Below are 15,754 nucleotides of genomic sequence, written 5' to 3'. Positions count from 1 at the left end.
ATCAGTCATAAAGTGGTCTAAATTTATAGTAGCTTATTTATCAGCAGTCAGCCACTGAATCATCGTCAACAAAAAACCCAAGCTTAACGTTAAGCTTGGGTTTAAATTTTATTATTATAAAACTCTTTTTAACTTTAGAAAATTCAGCTAAATACTGTAGTTTTATTTAACAAGAGTCTTATTTAGCAGGCTTATCATCTTGATTGATCTGCACATATTTATCGAAATTTTGTGCATAGTCAGTTAAGTTGTCGCTAAGCATTTGACGGTATTGTTTGACATAGAACTCAACAATATCGTCTTTTTCTTTGGCAAAGTCATCACCCTTTACAAAACCGATAGAGGCAACAGAGGCACTATAACGTGCTGCTGCATAGAGTAGTGATGCACCTACTTGTCCTGAGTGGGCATCAGAACCCAACTGACTGTTTGCAACACCGATGATGGCATCCGCACGTTGATAAAACGCCTGCATTTCAGGAGTGATTTCAAGACTTGCATCAATATTATTGTTTTGAGCGTCGTCTTGAATATTGTCTTCAATGTTGCTTTGAATATCGTCTTGAATATTGTCTTGAGACATAAGCGAGTCCTAATAATGGTAGGTAGATTTAAATTTATTATGACAGTTTAAAAACTGGCTAAAATAATAGAGCATTTAATGCAAGTTTTATAAACCTGCATCTGCTTTTAAAATGTCAGCTTTGTCTGTTTTTTCCCACGTAAAGGCCGTTTCAGAACCTTGGCGACCAAAGTGTCCAAAACTAGCCGTTTGCTGATACATAGGCTGCAATAAATTAAGCATGCGCGTAATGCCATAAGGGCGCAAGTCAAAATGTTTACGGATCAAGCGAATGATTTCGTCGTTGCCAATCTTGTTAGTACCAAAAGTATTGATTGAAATAGAAGTTGGTTCAGCAACGCCAATTGCATAGCTTATTTGGACTTCACAGCGATCAGCAATGCCAGCGGCAACTAGATTCTTGGCGACATAACGTACCGCGTAAGCTGCACTACGATCAACCTTGGAAGGATCTTTACCACTGAATGCGCCGCCACCATGACGCGCCATGCCGCCATAAGTATCAACGATAATCTTACGACCGGTAAGACCTGCATCACCGACCGGACCACCAATGACGAACTTGCCAGTTGGATTAATATGATAGCGCGTACCGGCATGCAATAGATCCGCTGGCAATACTTGCTTAATAATAGATTCCATTACTGCTTCTTGCAGATCTGCTTGTGAGATACTTGGGTCATGTTGAGTCGATAGCACCACGGCATCAATAGCAATAGGAAGATTGCCGTCATATTTTAGGGTCACTTGCGCTTTGGCATCTGGACGTAACCACGGTAATTCACCAGCACGGCGCAACTCTGACTGACGCTGCATGAGACGGTGGGCATATTCGATAGGAGCTGGCATTAATACTTCAGTCTCATTACTGGCATAACCAAACATTAAGCCTTGGTCACCTGCACCTTGCTCTTCAGGGTCACTGCGATCGACACCTTGGGCAATCTCAGGGGATTGCTTGCCAAGCATGTTGATCACGGCGCAAGTCTCGCCATCAAAACCTAAGTCTGAATGATGATAGCCAATACCGTTGACCGTATCACGTACAATACGTTCAAAGTCGATGTTGGCGGTCGTTGATATTTCACCAGCCAATACTACTGCGCCAGTTTTGACTAGTGTCTCACACGCCACACGCGCATGAATATCTTCACGCAAAATAGCATCAAGAATAGCATCTGAGATTTGGTCAGCCATTTTATCAGGATGACCTTCGCTCACAGATTCTGAGGTAAATAAGTTGTATTCGCGCATAATAGGATCGCTTAGTTGCAAGGACTGTAATCTATAAACTCAGTCATTATTAAATGTTAACGGAAAATAAGAGGCAAAATTGAATCAAAAAATTATGACATTTTAACGTGAATTGAAGTAAAACTCTAGCTGTTGATATTAATGAAGAGACACTGTGTAGCAACTGGCCAAAAAGAATGAGGAGTATTATGATTTTATCTCATATATTGAAGCAAATAAGCGTTTACTGATTCTGTTAACCATTTAATTAGTTCGTCATCCATATATTGGTATTCGTCAGGAATATCTAGAACAATCAGCCTTTTATTATTAAGTTGGTCGCGAAAATGGTCAGTTATATAACTTTTATGCTTATTTTCCATCACAAATATGATGTCTGACCAATTAATATCTATCGAATTTATAAGTTTACGAGCTGATTGGCTGATACCAGCAGAGCGAACATTTAAATTAGGATGGTCTTGGTAAATTCTTTCAGCAGTTGGACTACGCCATTGGTTTTTGCTGCAAACAAACAATAAATTCATTAAAGTCTTCATTATAAAGTGTATTTATACTTCTAAAAACGCTGCTTTATCCTTAAACATACATTCTTCATAGACAGGACAAGCGCCGCATTTCGGTGTGCGTGCTTGACAAGTATAGCGCCCATGCAAAATCAGATAATGATGCGCATCAACGATAAAGTCATCTGGGATGCGTTCGACCAGTTTTTTTTCGACGATTAATACGTTTTTACCAGTGGCGAGACCAGTGCGATTACCTACCCGAAAGATATGGGTGTCGACTGCCATAGTAGGCTGTCCAAAGGCGGTATTTAAGACCACATTAGCGGTCTTGCGCCCAACGCCAGCCAGTGATTCTAAGTCTTTGCGATTATCAGGTACGGTGCTATCAAACTTCTCGATCAAATCACGGCAGGTTTTGATAACGTTTTTAGCTTTGGCATTATATAGGCCGATATTTTTAATATACGCTTTAAGTCCTTCCTCACCTAATGCCAAAATGGACTCAGGCGTGTTCGCCAACGGATATAACTTGCGCGTGGCAATATTGACGCTCACATCGGTTGCCTGTGCTGATAAAATCACCGCGATAAGCAGCTCAAAATTACTGCCATAATTCAGCTCAGTGACTGGCTCGTCAATCGTCGCTGCCAATTTTTCAAAAAATGGGCGCACGTCACGATTGGGCATCCGCCTCGATGGTGGGGTATCAGCAGTTTTATGTTTGACGGTTTTACTCATGGTGTTTTTACTATCATTGTTCGCTAGTGTTTTATTGATTATTAAAGCTGTGAAAGCTCTGCTTGTAATGCTGTAAGCTCTGTTTGTTTACTTTCATTTGGGCGCACACTAATCTGCTTTTCTAGCTTTTTAATTTTGCTGCGTAGCTTGGCGGCGGCAATGGTGTTTTTCGCTTGCTTTTCACTGATGTTTAACGACTGACTGGCAGCATTATTCAACTTAGCCTCTACCATGCTGACCACGGGCTTGCTATTGCTGCTATCCGCAAGCTGCTCACTGACGCGTTTTAAATGGGTATGATAGCGCTGGCGCAAATCCTCTTGTTCAAATGTACGCTCAGCTATCGAAAGCGTGCGCTCAATGGTGACCAAATCAATGCAATCAACAGGGCAGGGCGCGATACATAGCTCACAGCCGGTGCACAAATCAGTAAAAATAGTATGCATATGCTTACCAGTACCGACGATGGCATCGACTGGACAGGCAGGAATACATTTGGTACAGCCGATACAATCGTCTTCACGAATAACAGCGCGCACTTCAACAGGGCGCTGCGAGATGGCATCTATTGGCCATTTTGAAGGTTTAGCGGTAAGCGCTAGCGTATTAGAAACTGTATCATCTTTTGCGTTGTTATTTAAGCTATTCAAATCATTTGGATTGTATACAAGGTCTTCTTGATTGATAATTTGCGCGATAGCATCAGTAACTGGTTGACCACCCGGCACACATTTATTGTACGCTTCATTATTTAGTACGATAGCAGCTGCATAAGGTAAGCAGCCATCTGCATGGTCGCAAAGACCGCACTGTGTCTGCGGTAGACAAGCGTCAATGCGCGCAATCTTTGCTTGTATACTGGCAGGCAAAATTCGTATGTTCAACGTATCGAACAAGATAGGCAGATTAATTAAGCGGATATTGGTGCTACTTTCGCTGGTATTACTTTGCATTTAATTGAAAACCTTCATATCAGTGCTAAACGCTCTGAGCGCTGACATTAGAATAAATAGGATAATGGCGACATTTATCAATCATACTTTGATGCTAGAGCTTAAAGCGATAACCCTTGTTCGTGGGCAATCTGCGCAATCAGCTCATAAGCAATACTGCCTTTCGACGGTATTTTTGGCAGATTTGAGAGGTCAAAAAAGTCGGCGTGTGAGAGCTCATCTTCTTGTATGACAATGTCACCACCCGCATACGACGCTCGAAAGCCAAGCATTAAATTGGACGGAAATGGCCATGGCTGACTGCTTACATAGTGAATATCAGATAAACTAATACCCACCTCTTCTGCCACTTCACGTACCACCGCATGCTCTAGGCTTTCACCAACTTCTACAAAACCTGCAATCAAACCGTATTGTAGTGATTGTAGCGCTGTTTTTTGCTGACCATAACGATGATGATGGGCTAATAAAATTTGCATTTCACCGGTTTGCGGATTAGGTCGGGTAATGGCAGTAATGATGCAGGGTTGCACACGCGGATACTGCCGCAACCTACAAATTTGACAGACCATGGCGCGATCATCCCGTTTGGCATGAACAACTGGCGCCGCGCAACGACTACAAAACTGCGTATCTGCTTGCCAACGTAACAACTGTATGGCTTGGCTAAGCTGATCAGACAATGCCATAGGAAGTTGGGTGATAAGCTGTCGATAAGGCACAAAAGCGTTAGCGCTACTCTCAAAACTACTATTTTCTAAATTATCGGTTTCTAAAGTTCTAGATTCTAAATTACTGTTTTCTAAAGTATTGTTTTCTAAAATAATAGGCAAGGCAATATTATGTGCTATTGCATAGTCATAAGTAATCGCGCTGGCTGCTTGAGCAGTTATGGCATTAGGGTCAGTATTTTCACTGGCTTCATTTAGACTATCTGTAGCGTCACTAGGTAGCCAGTGGCTTGGCGCTAAGCTTTCAAATAGCGCTACCTGTCCAATTTGATAAGCTTGCTGATAGTCGCTAGCGCTTGACTCTGTCTGGTTATCTGATTGAGGCAACTGAATCTGCAAAGGCCACCAGCCACTAGGCGTCTGACGACATAAAATGGTTTCGTCATTAAGTATAAAGGCGCTTGACATAAGGCAAGTTTCCGAACGGTCAAAGACGGCTCATATCAGCTTAGATATGAGCCTATTAAAGTAATTCATTAAGCAGCAAGTAACTGGCTCAAGCTGTGTTGCCCAACATCAAGTGCTTGCTTACTGACTGGGCGATGGTTTTCAAAACCATCTAGATGATGATCTACTGCCATCATAACATCAGCGATATAAGCTAATGTGTCATCATCGATACGGGTTCCACTATTGATACGTTGCTGCAAATAGCTCGCCAATTGGCTGAGCATACTAGCAGGCGTTGGCAGTTGCAAAAAGCGCACCGCACCGGCCACTTGGCGCATCATCTCAGGAATGTTTTGAATATTCAGTACATCGCGCTCAGGTTCAGCGAGATAGTCATTGATGGCTTGCTCGGCACTGGCAATAGCGGTACGACTTTCTTGTGTTAACGTATCATAAGCAGTATTGAGCTGGTGCAATGAGATATGTGGATTATTCAAAGGCAGATAAATTGCCCCTGGTGTATGCATCTCTGCCATCGCAATAGTGGCGTTTTCAGCATGCATCAATGCCAAGAGTAAGTGGTCAAAATCTTCTGGAGAAGGCGTACGCCATTTAGTGACCGCTTCTGCTGCTTTAGTAAGGCTGTGGGCAGCATTTGATAGACCCAGCAGGTGTAATGATGAGCTCAATGTGCTCAGCTCTTCAATGATTTGAGAGGTTTGCATATCAACTGGATTGATCGAATCACCACGCGCGTAGCTATCGACGTTTTCTTTGATAGTATTGATTTGAGTCTGAATGATTGTATTCAAAGTGTCGGTGAGTGCGCGGTTAGGACCGAATAAGAAGCGCGCCATCTGTTTACGTTGCGGATCTTCTAGTTGGTTAGCAGCATATTGCTCACGCAGGATTTTTGCTTCTTCGGTATCACGTTGGCACGCAAAACTGACCAAATCTGCAAAACGCGTATCCATCACAGGTAAGTAGCTTTGGAACTGCTGTTCTAAATAAATAAGTGTGTGTTTTTGGCTCAAGTTAAGAGGCAAGATAGTTGCAATATCAGTGACCGCAGTTGCTGCTGCTTGCCAAAACAGACTACTGCTGTTTGCTGCTATCAAAGCACAGGCGGCTGCCATTGCATCCAGTTTTTGCTGATCATCTTGGCTCAGATTACCGTTTCGATTAATCAAAGCGACGCCAAGACCACTACGATATGCATAAGTTAATAATTCACTATCAAGATTTAGCTCATTAAGCGGCTGGAAATTCTGTTCAGGATTGGCAATGATGACACTACTGTTGCCGAAAATAGCAAAATACTCTGCATCGATAGGTGCAATTTGGCTATGGGCATTGAGCTTATTAATAATAGATAATAATAAAGTCGGCTCTACCGACTCCGTCAGCAGCACAAATTCAACATAACGATCAAGCGTCATGATGGCTTCTGACAAATCCATAATCAAGGCGACATTGTTATTATCACCACTATCATAAAGTTGTTGCAGCCCCTGTATAATCGCTGTGTTGAGCGCTTCTGCACCAGCCAAAGAAATCAGCTGAAAAATACAAGACAGCTGTTTTAGCACAATAATAGAGTCTAACAATAAAGGCGCTTGGCTATTGTCGTCAGTAAATTCGCCCAAATGGATCTCAGTGTCTTTTAATATGACATTAATCTCATCGTGCAATAAATGGAGTGATGGTAGATTAAAGTCAGTCACACTCAGCGTTGGTGCGGTTAATTTCATTTGGTTAGATTTATTCATAGTTATTTTTCCATAAAATACTGACGAAAATGGCAATCATTTAGAGGATAAATTAAAAAAGTATATAGCTAAGGTTTTAACGCTTATTGTTATAATGATCGAGACTATATCCCCTAACGGCCAATTTAAGAAGCTATTTTAATCACTGTTACATTTTGGCTTTTAGCTCAGGATAGTCTTCTGCGAGCGTAGCATACCAGCTTTGATTGGCGCTCTCATCGGTACTCGACTCAAGCAATAAAGCAGCCAAATTGGCAAAGCTGGCATGGGCAGTATGTCCGCCATCTGCTTGAGTGTCTTCCTCAATCGCCAGTGTGACCTGTCCGCCGGTCATCGCCAGATAAACTTCAGCTAAAATCTCTGAATCTAGTAATGCTCCGTGAAAAGTACGGTCTTGTTTACCAACATCTAAACGACGTACGAGAGCGTCTAGGGTGTTTTTTTGTCCAGGATATTGCTGTTTGGCCATTACCAGCGAGTCAGTCACTTTTACCCGCTCGGCAAAGTCATGCATGCCGACTTTGGCAAATTCCATATTTAGGAAATTCATATCAAACGTGGCGTTATGAGCGATGACCTCTGCACCGTCCATAAAGTCATAGAGCGACTGAGCGACTTGATCAAAGGTTGGTTTGTCGGTTAAAAACGCTTCAGAGATACCATGAATCCGAATAACTTCTTCATCCATACCGCGCTGTGGATTGATATAGACGTGTAACTTTTCGCCGGTAAACTTACGCCCGACCATCTCTACAATACCGACTTCGACAATGCGATCGCCCTTTAACGGATCAAGACCTGTGGTTTCAGTATCCATGATGAGTTGGCGGTCAGATTCATGACGATTGATAGGCTGAGGTAGTAGCGGTTTAAAATGTGGATTGGCACGGCTAGTATCGCCATCGAATTTTGGCGTTTCAGTATCTATAGTAGCTTCTATATCAGTATATATATTTGGTATATTAGCGTTAATCGTGGTATCAGTCATAAAGGTCTGCGCTTCCGGTATATCTGTGGTAGTCGTTGGTTTGCTAGCATTATCCTGATAGCGATTTGCTTCTACTATATCGCTTCTATACATCATATCATCGACATGGTTTTTATCATTACCATAATTGTCCAGTATATGACTTTCCGATATCTGGCTTTCTAACGTCTGTTTTTCTAATATCTGACTTTCCACCATATGATCATCTGATAGTTCTTCATCAAGCTCGTCATCCATCATATCAAAACCTAATGGATCAAACTTTAGCCAATCATCGCTCGTGGATGGCTTTTTATCAGACACTATTTGCTCTTTTTTTTTAGCGGTATCTTGTGTGTCTACTGTCGATAAATCTTCACTACTGGACGTCACGCCTAAATTTGCCAGCTCGTCTGCTTTTTCATTGCCAGCATGTCCAGCATGACCTTTGACCCAATGCCAATCAACATCGCGTGGTTGGCAAAGCTCGTCTAGTTGTTGCCAAAGGTCTTGATTGGCGACTGGTTTTTTACTGGCTGTTTTCCAGCCTCGCTTTTTCCAGCCCTCAATCCATTCGGTGATACCTTTTTTGACATAGCTTGAGTCTGTCCAAATCTCAAGGTTTTGCCCATGTGGGCTATGTTTTAATGCTTGTATCGCACCCATCAGCTCCATACGATTATTGGTCGTCTCGTCATCGCCACCATACAAATCCTGCGTACGCCCGTCACTAAATATAAGATGCGCGCCCCAACCGCCAGCGCCAGGGTTACCTTTACATGCACCGTCCGTATAGGCAACCGTTGTGTCTGGTTTAGCAGCTAATGGATTCATAGCGTTGTTGGTATTAAGTTGCTGCGCTGAGGTACGATTGTCTGACATAAAAATTTATTGACCTAATAAGGAGAAACGTAGGGTAGAGCAAAGAGGTTTTACTCACATTTTTTACGATAGCTCTACTTGCATATGCTGGGATTGAGTATAACAAATCTAGCATTAGTGTGGGCAGTTGCCATGCACAAAAACGCAAAACCATATATCATAATAGTAACATAGCGGTTTTCTGTTAAAATAAGAGCGATTGTCAGAAGCTATCTTCCGAGATAGCTAAAAATTTCCAGCATAATGCTGTTGTAAAAATGGCAGCAATGGTACATATTTTGATACTGTTGTTTTATGGCAGTGCTTGATGATAATGCTTCATGCCCATGCTTGATGCCCATGCTTGATGCCAATGTTTGATGGTAATATTCGATAATATTGTTAGACGATAATACGCCCAATAAAAGCTTTTAATGCACCAATGCAGGATAACCCCATTATGTCCTTACACTCAAATATTTTTTATAAAAGACTGACACGCCTGATGATTGGTATGGCGGCGAGCAGCGTATTATTTTTGACCGCTTGTAATGATACCAACAGCAGCAAAATCGATGCTGGAGCGGTAGAGCCCGTAGTGGATTTGTCAGTTTTTGAAGGCTGTTATACCGTCAGTCATGACGAACCTGCGCAAATAAAAGTCAGCCAACAAAGCGGTTCGTGGGTGATGCAAATGAAAGAGCCCGCTAGTGCTAAGCGCGTTTGGGATGACGCTGAGCCGTTAGAAGTAATTGAGAATAGTGATATACCAACGTTTTTCTCTATTGATCCTGATAATGTTGACGCCGTCATTGGCCGTCCGGATAGAGTATTGGTGCTGGCTCATGTCAAACCTGTTTATGCTAATATCGATCCGTTGCTGGATAGTGAGTATTTATCCTATATTTATCGAGGTGCCAATACCATCTATCGCGTAGAGTGTGATGACGTCAATACCGATATCTTAGCCAATCCACATGCCAATATTGTTATCGATAATGTTAATGATAGTATTTAGGTAAGCGCGATAAGTCATTATTAACAGACCGTCATTTATTATAAATAACGTTTTCATTCAATAAATACTTTTTATAAATCACTGTTTATTATAAGTAACTCATTATCATAAACCGTCATGTCATTCGAGTCAGGCAATATGAATTTTTTCAGTTATGTAGTATTGGGTGGGTTCTCTTATGCAGCCGGTTGGGCAGTCAGAACCTATGTGCTCGATAAGCAGCCCAAACCTGAGCAGCCTTATAATCTAAAGCATCCTGCCATCTTGGCGTATTTGGGTGGGTTCTTTATTATTATGCTGATTATATCGTGGTTAATCGGTCGCTACGCGCTCGGGCACGTCGCTATCGATGTACCATTTATTATCATTAATAGCCTCGTTGCTACTTTCGTCTATTCATTTGGCCTCAATCCCGAAAAATCCAGTTATGGTGTGCCTGATTGAGTAGCCTAGGTAAGTTTATACTGATTAATAAAAAGCCACGACCGATAAATTGATTATCAGTCGTGGCTTTTTACTGCATTTAAACGGTCAGGCTTTTTTCTTTAAATGAGTAGTAGGTTTGGCAGTAGACTGACTTTTCTTCCACGTTTGATATTTTTGCAAATCTTTTTCAATCAATTTTAAGCAAAAGGTAAGCACTAGAGCATCGTCAATATGACCAATAAAAGGGATGAAATCTGGAATAATATCTATAGGGTTGATGGTATAGAGTAAACCGACAATTCCTGCTGAAATGGTCTTGTAAGGAATATCACGATAGTTGCCTTTATAGTAGTCCTTAATCAGACTCATAAATAGCATCAAGTCTTTGGTGAAACGCTCAAGGTGGCTGCTGTCTGCCAATTTTTCTTTAAGCTTTTCTTCCTCATTAATGATGTACTCAAGATCAGCATCTAATATTTCTTCTTTTTTCTGTTTATCAGTCGTTTTATCAGACATTATTATTATCCTTATTTAACAGCAATCAGTATTCTTATACTATAACAAAGTTATGAGGTGTGCCAATGTTGCGCTATAACGATTTGTTGGGTCTGTGGTTTTAAGTATGCAGGTTGCCTGAGCAGTTTTATCTCATATGATAGCGAAAAAGTAAATACAGGCAAAGATTAGGCAACTTTAAGCGCTGACAAACAAGCTACAATGCAGTATCTAGATATAGTCAGTTCAATATAAAAGAGGTACGTTAAAAACAGCGTTATGCTGAGATAAGTTTTCCTCGCTTGCTGTGCGCTTCGCACTCCAGAGGCTTCGCAAAACTTATCTCAGCAGCACTGTATTCTTTTTAAATTGAATCGACTATAGTCTAAATAAATCAATAACAAAGATAAAAACCATTTAAAATTATACCAAGATAAAAATTGATAGGTAGCAACAAAATATGGCTTCAAAAATAGCTTCTGCACAATCATTAAAAAATAATAAAAATGAGAGTGATCATAAAGCGGCTGAATCACCTATAAAAAGTACGGCTGGGTTGAATCGGCGCCAGTTTTTACGGAAAATCGGCATAAGTGCAAGTGTAGGATTGTTAGCGACCCAAGGTATTACTCAGGTGCTTGCCTCTAATACGATTGATACAAATAATAATACGTCATTCACCAAAGACGATCTGCCAACCGCACTGTTGGATGAGAACCTGCCATTACAACAAGTCTCAAAAATAGTATCGCCCGAGACATTGCAGACGCAAACAAGCTGTATCACACCGAGTATAGAGACGCGACTTTTTGCCAGCTCCAACGTTGGTGGCAGTAATGAGCGTAATCAATTGGCATTAGACCGCCTGTCTTGTGCAGGTTTTAAAGTAGATAATCCTGCGATTACTAAACGCCAGTACCTACGTTTTGCTGGTACTGATTCACAGCGAGCCAGTGATTTACAAAACATTGCCACCGGTGCGATCGCAGCACCTAAGCTGCTACTGGGTGTGCGTGGTGGTTATGGTGCGATGCGTTTATTACCCATGGTTGATTGGTCGACGCTAGGTTGTATCATGAAAGAGCGCGGTACGATACTTGCAGGCTTTAGCGATGTGACGGCTATCCAGTGTGCGCTATTGGCTAAAGGGGATATGAGCTCGCTTGCTGCACCGATGCTCTATAGCGAGTTTGGCAAAACTAAACCCGATCAGATCAGCTGTCGACAATTTGTGCAAGCATTAACCAATCCTAATTTAACCATTAGTATAAAAGATGCGTCTTTGACCAGTCCAAATTTACCCAGTATTATGTCAAGTGGTGAACCGAAAACAATAACCGGTACTATTTGGGGCGGTAATCTCAGTGTAATATCGGCGCTGGCAGGTAGTGACTATTTACCACGACTTGCTGGCGGTATTGTGTTTTTGGAAGATGTGGGCGAGCAGACTTATCGTATCGAGCGCATGTTATATGATTTGTATTTAGCAGGCGTGTTTAAAGGTCAACAGGCGATTGTATTTGGTGCCTTATCGGGTACGGGTGAAGACAGCTATGATAAGCGCTATGATGTCGCCACGGTGATTCGTCAATTGCATAAGCTGACAGGATTACCGATTTATAGTGGCATGAGCTTTGGTCATATTGGACAAAAACACAGCTTTCCACTTGGGGCGAATTGTGAGATTAGCCCGAATACAGTGGGTGGCTATCAATTGGTATTTACGGATTACCCAACGATTAAAGCCGATACGATTCATGTAGAAGGATTATGGCAAAACGTTTAGTCATCAGAGAAATCAGCAATAAAGAAAACCTAAATAGCTAAATAGCTAAATAGCTAAACGCGAAAATTTACCCTGATATTCTTTTGGAGTCAACTCAGTAGCGCGTTTAAAAAGGCGGGTAAATGAGGAGATATCATCGTAGCCGACTTGCTCCGCTAGCGATTTTATCGTCACATCGCCCAACTCCAATAAACGTTTTGCCTGTTCAATGCGCACCGCTTGAATATACTCAATCGGACGCATGGCGACAGCAGATTGAAAACGTCTATTTAACGTGCGCGGAGTGATATTAACCATGGCAGCCAAACTGCTCACTTGTATAGGCTGATTGAAATTTTCTTCAATAAATTCTTGTACTTGCTTGATCAGTTGGTCTGCATGCGGTTTATGCAAAGTCACATTGGTATAACTGTTCTGATTGCCTCTTTTGCTATCAATAATCTGGGTTTTTGCCACTTGGGTAGAAATCTCACGCCCGCAATAGCGCTCTATCAATAATAATCCCAAGTCATAAAACGCACTTCCTCCTGCTGCACAAAATATATTGCCGGACTGGGTTATTGAGTCACTTTTTGACTGGCTTTTTGATTGAGTGACAAACTGATTTTCTTGCAAATCAACCAGTGGAAAATCTGCCTTAAACTTACTCGCATAGCCCCAATGGGTTGTCGCTGTTTTATTATCTAATAACCCTGCCTTTGCCAAAAAGAAAGCTCCGCTACAATTACTAGCGATATCTGCTTTGGTATTAGCTAGCCGCTGTAAATGTGGGATTAACTGGCTATTTTGCTTCAATACCTTATCAATTGAATCGCCAATGGTTGGGATTAATAATAAGTCGCACTCATCAACATCCTGAATATCGCAATGCGCTTGCATGATTAAGCGGTTGCTACATCTAATATCGACGCCACCTAAGCTTGCTATCTGTACATTAAATCTAGGTTCTACGGCTTCACCCAAAAATCGTTGCCAGCTGACACCGGTGAATGAAAATAAGTCTAACGCCCCAGCAAGCACGCTACCAAGCACACCATCGAAGCCAAGAATAATCACTTTAAAAGGTTTGAAATAGGGCATAGTTATCTGTTTTCCTTTATCTGTTTTTTAATGGCTGCTGTTTAATACAACGTATTTTTCGGCTGAAACTGTCTAGCTCGGCGGCTTATAAGTGTCTTATTTGACCATAATTATGTCATAAATGACAATACGGCAATGGGCTAAATTAGATTAATATCATTTGATAAACAAATTTAATTAGTTAGCGAGAACACTATGGCAGTAGATACGCTTATCAACGACTTTGAATTACCGTTCCAGCTCTATGATGTATTGGGCACTGAACATCTAACCGAGCATCCTAAATTTGCAGAACACAGCCGCGAAACATTCGATGCAGTATTGGACACTGCCAATAAAATCGCAACCCAGCTATTCTTACCCCACAACCATATTGCAGACAAGAACGAGCCGCAGTTTGATGGTAAAAAAGTTAGCATGATAGACGACGTGAAAGTCGCCTTTGATGCATTTCGTGAGTCAGGCTTTATCGCGGGTCGTTATAGCTTTGAAGATGGCGGCATGCAATTACCTGAAACGGTGATGACAGCGGTGGCAGGCTATTTTATGGCGGCCAATCCATCAACGACGGCTTATCCATTTTTAACCACTGCGGCGATTAATGTTATCTCTCATTTCGCCAGTGACGAGATTAAAAATGCCTTTATGCCACGTATGCTAACGGGCGAATTTACTGGCACGATGGCATTAACTGAACCGCATGCTGGTTCGTCACTTGCTGATATCAAAACCACCGCTGTCAAACAAGATGATGGCAGCTATCGCGTCAAAGGTAGTAAGATTTATATCTCAGGTGGCGATCATGAACTGTCTGACAATATTGTTCATTTAGTTTTAGCCAAAGTGCCAGGCGGTCCCGGTGGTGTCAAAGGTATCTCTTTATTTGCCGTACCAAAGTATCGCTTAAATGAGGATTTATCGGTAGGCGAGCGTAATGATGTGCATTTAACTGGACTGATTCATAAGCTCGGTTATAGAGGTGCTACCTCTACCGCACTGAGCTTTGGCGATAAAGGCGAATGTTACGGCTATCTTATCGGTGAAGAACATTTCGGCTTACGCTACATGTTCAAAATGATGAATGAAGCGCGTATTGCTGTCGGTTTTGGGGCGGCAATGATTGGTTATCGTGGTTATCAGTATTCGCTCGATTATGCCAAAGACAGAACGCAAGGCAGAATTGCGCCTAATAATAAACCTGAGGATGCGGCTACGGCAATCATTCAGCATGGTGATGTGAAGCGTATGCTGCTCGCGCAAAAATCCTATGCTGAAGGTGGGATTTCCTTATGTTTATACGGCTCAAACCTCATTGATCGTATTAATACTTGTGAAGATGCAACGCTAAAGGCTGAGCTATCAGAATTATTGGATTTACTCACACCCGTACTTAAAGCATGGCCGTCTGAATATGGTCCAAAAGCCAATGATTTGGGTATCCAAGTATTGGGCGGTGCGGGCTATACGCGTGAGTATCAAGCTGAGCAGTTTTGGCGCGATAATCGTCTGAATCCTATTCATGAAGGCACAAATGGCGTGCAAGCGTTAGATTTGTCATTTCGTAAGTTATGGCAAAATAAAGGGCTTGGTACTCAAATTCTAAAACGTGAAATCACCCAAGACTTAGAGGCTGCCAGTACTCTAAAAACCACGCCAGAAAGCGCAAAACTTGCTGGTAAATTGATGCCTTATATGAGTCACTTACATGAAGTATTGGTACATTTAAGCAAAGTTCTACAAACTGAGAAAGCATTAACGCTGACTGGTAATGCCCAAGCATTGATGAATATTTTTGCTTCAATCGTCGTGAGTTGGATTTGGATTCGCCAAGCCAGCAAAGCGGAACAGTTATTAAGTGATACAAGCGACGTTGAGAAACAAAACTTCTATAAAGGTAAAATACAAGCGGCAAAGTACTTTATAGATTGGGAATTGCCACTAATAAATCGCGATATTGAGCTGTTAAATAATGACAATGCGGTATGTACCGATATGCAAGTAGAGTGGTTTTAAGGGATTGTTTGTAAAGTTTTCAACATCAGAACTTTAATAAGATGACTAAAGAGATGTTGGGATGAATTTTTCGAAGCCTCTGGAGTGCAAAGCACACAGCAAGCGAGAAAAATTTATACCAACAGAACGTTTTTTTAATGTGGTTCTTTTATTTTAACCAAATTATATAAATAACTTTTTA

14 protein-coding genes are annotated in these 15,754 nt (G+C 41.6%); 4 read left to right on the top strand and 10 right to left on the bottom strand.

From position 1 onward, the window contains the following. Positions 1-178 precede the first annotated feature (178 nt). From EPB74_RS10605 to dnaQ, 8 genes are all read right to left on the bottom strand, one after another. Entirely contained in the window at positions 179-583 is a 405-nt protein-coding gene (locus EPB74_RS10605) for a DUF3144 domain-containing protein (protein WP_446740042.1), read from the bottom strand. An 87-nt stretch (positions 584-670) separates the two neighbouring features. Beyond that, positions 671-1,837 carry a methionine adenosyltransferase gene (gene metK, locus EPB74_RS10600; protein WP_274904117.1) on the bottom strand — a complete coding sequence of 389 codons (1,167 nt, stop codon included), beginning with the start codon at positions 1,835-1,837 and terminating at the stop codon, positions 671-673. A 194-nt stretch (positions 1,838-2,031) separates the two neighbouring features. Further along, on the bottom strand, positions 2,032-2,364 hold the full coding sequence (locus EPB74_RS10595; RefSeq protein ID WP_079693041.1) for a low molecular weight protein tyrosine phosphatase family protein: 333 nt from the start codon (positions 2,362-2,364) through the stop codon (positions 2,032-2,034). Positions 2,365-2,388: 24 nt separating this feature from the next. Then, positions 2,389-3,084, bottom strand: a complete 696-nt coding sequence (gene nth, locus EPB74_RS10590) for an endonuclease III (RefSeq protein WP_079691365.1) — start codon at positions 3,082-3,084, stop codon at positions 2,389-2,391. Positions 3,085-3,125: 41 nt separating this feature from the next. Beyond that, a complete protein-coding gene (locus tag EPB74_RS10585) occupies positions 3,126-4,037 on the bottom strand; it encodes an RnfABCDGE type electron transport complex subunit B (RefSeq protein ID WP_274904116.1) in 912 nt (303 codons plus the stop codon). Between the two features lie 101 nt (positions 4,038-4,138). Continuing rightward, the gene (gene nudC / locus EPB74_RS10580; protein WP_274904115.1) at positions 4,139-5,176 is read right to left on the bottom strand and encodes an NAD(+) diphosphatase; all 1,038 of its coding nucleotides are present in this window, start codon (positions 5,174-5,176) and stop codon (positions 4,139-4,141) included. A gap of 68 nt (positions 5,177-5,244) precedes the next feature. Then, positions 5,245-6,927: a hypothetical protein gene (locus tag EPB74_RS10575; RefSeq protein WP_274904114.1), complete on the bottom strand. Its 1,683-nt coding sequence runs from the start codon at positions 6,925-6,927 to the stop codon at positions 5,245-5,247. A gap of 148 nt (positions 6,928-7,075) precedes the next feature. Next, a complete protein-coding gene (gene dnaQ, locus EPB74_RS10570) occupies positions 7,076-8,776 on the bottom strand; it encodes a DNA polymerase III subunit epsilon (RefSeq protein WP_274904113.1) in 1,701 nt (566 codons plus the stop codon). Positions 8,777-9,215: 439 nt separating this feature from the next. Between dnaQ and EPB74_RS10565 the strand changes: the two genes are divergently transcribed. Then, a complete protein-coding gene (locus EPB74_RS10565) occupies positions 9,216-9,773 on the top strand; it encodes a hypothetical protein (protein ID WP_274904112.1) in 558 nt (185 codons plus the stop codon). A 138-nt stretch (positions 9,774-9,911) separates the two neighbouring features. Further along, positions 9,912-10,217, top strand: a complete 306-nt coding sequence (locus tag EPB74_RS10560) for a hypothetical protein (RefSeq protein ID WP_079691369.1) — start codon at positions 9,912-9,914, stop codon at positions 10,215-10,217. Between the two features lie 87 nt (positions 10,218-10,304). Here EPB74_RS10560 and EPB74_RS10555 read toward each other — a convergent pair whose 3' ends face one another. After that, the gene (locus EPB74_RS10555; protein ID WP_274904111.1) at positions 10,305-10,715 is read right to left on the bottom strand and encodes a YkvA family protein; all 411 of its coding nucleotides are present in this window, start codon (positions 10,713-10,715) and stop codon (positions 10,305-10,307) included. 439 nt (positions 10,716-11,154) lie between these two features. Between EPB74_RS10555 and EPB74_RS10550 the strand changes: the two genes are divergently transcribed. Further along, on the top strand, positions 11,155-12,480 hold the full coding sequence (locus tag EPB74_RS10550; RefSeq protein ID WP_274904110.1) for an LD-carboxypeptidase: 1,326 nt from the start codon (positions 11,155-11,157) through the stop codon (positions 12,478-12,480). Positions 12,481-12,525: 45 nt separating this feature from the next. On the opposite strand, the gene EPB74_RS10545 is transcribed toward EPB74_RS10550, so the two are convergent. Then, complete coding sequence (locus EPB74_RS10545) at positions 12,526-13,560, bottom strand: GlxA family transcriptional regulator (protein WP_274904109.1); 1,035 nt, start codon at positions 13,558-13,560, stop codon at positions 12,526-12,528. Positions 13,561-13,755: 195 nt separating this feature from the next. Between EPB74_RS10545 and EPB74_RS10540 the strand changes: the two genes are divergently transcribed. Next, positions 13,756-15,573, top strand: a complete 1,818-nt coding sequence (locus EPB74_RS10540; protein ID WP_274904108.1) for an acyl-CoA dehydrogenase — start codon at positions 13,756-13,758, stop codon at positions 15,571-15,573. The last annotated feature ends 181 nt before the right edge of the window (positions 15,574-15,754 follow it).

Origin of the sequence: Psychrobacter sp. DAB_AL62B (assembly GCF_028895345.1) — a bacterium.
Lineage (GTDB): Bacteria > Pseudomonadota > Gammaproteobacteria > Pseudomonadales > Moraxellaceae > Psychrobacter.
The sequence above is the reverse complement of the archived record's forward strand: the minus strand, read 5'-3'. Positions and strand labels throughout refer to the sequence as shown.

Bases quoted from the DNA above. Each gene is read 5' to 3' on its own strand.
- metK (WP_274904117.1), bottom strand. From the start codon at position 1,837: ATGCGCGAATACAACTTATTTACCTCAGAATCTGTGAGCGAAGGTCAT.
- EPB74_RS10560 (WP_079691369.1), top strand. From the start codon at position 9,912: ATGAATTTTTTCAGTTATGTAGTATTGGGTGGGTTCTCTTATGCAGCC.
- EPB74_RS10565 (WP_274904112.1), top strand. From the start codon at position 9,216: ATGTCCTTACACTCAAATATTTTTTATAAAAGACTGACACGCCTGATG.
- EPB74_RS10540 (WP_274904108.1), top strand. From the start codon at position 13,756: ATGGCAGTAGATACGCTTATCAACGACTTTGAATTACCGTTCCAGCTC.
- EPB74_RS10595 (WP_079693041.1), bottom strand. From the start codon at position 2,364: ATGAATTTATTGTTTGTTTGCAGCAAAAACCAATGGCGTAGTCCAACT.
- EPB74_RS10545 (WP_274904109.1), bottom strand. From the start codon at position 13,560: ATGCCCTATTTCAAACCTTTTAAAGTGATTATTCTTGGCTTCGATGGT.
- EPB74_RS10575 (WP_274904114.1), bottom strand. From the start codon at position 6,927: ATGAATAAATCTAACCAAATGAAATTAACCGCACCAACGCTGAGTGTG.
- EPB74_RS10550 (WP_274904110.1), top strand. From the start codon at position 11,155: ATGGCTTCAAAAATAGCTTCTGCACAATCATTAAAAAATAATAAAAAT.
- nudC (WP_274904115.1), bottom strand. From the start codon at position 5,176: ATGTCAAGCGCCTTTATACTTAATGACGAAACCATTTTATGTCGTCAG.
- EPB74_RS10605 (WP_446740042.1), bottom strand. From the start codon at position 583: ATGTCTCAAGACAATATTCAAGACGATATTCAAAGCAACATTGAAGAC.
- EPB74_RS10555 (WP_274904111.1), bottom strand. From the start codon at position 10,715: ATGTCTGATAAAACGACTGATAAACAGAAAAAAGAAGAAATATTAGAT.
- nth (WP_079691365.1), bottom strand. From the start codon at position 3,084: ATGAGTAAAACCGTCAAACATAAAACTGCTGATACCCCACCATCGAGG.
- dnaQ (WP_274904113.1), bottom strand. From the start codon at position 8,776: ATGTCAGACAATCGTACCTCAGCGCAGCAACTTAATACCAACAACGCT.
- EPB74_RS10585 (WP_274904116.1), bottom strand. From the start codon at position 4,037: ATGCAAAGTAATACCAGCGAAAGTAGCACCAATATCCGCTTAATTAAT.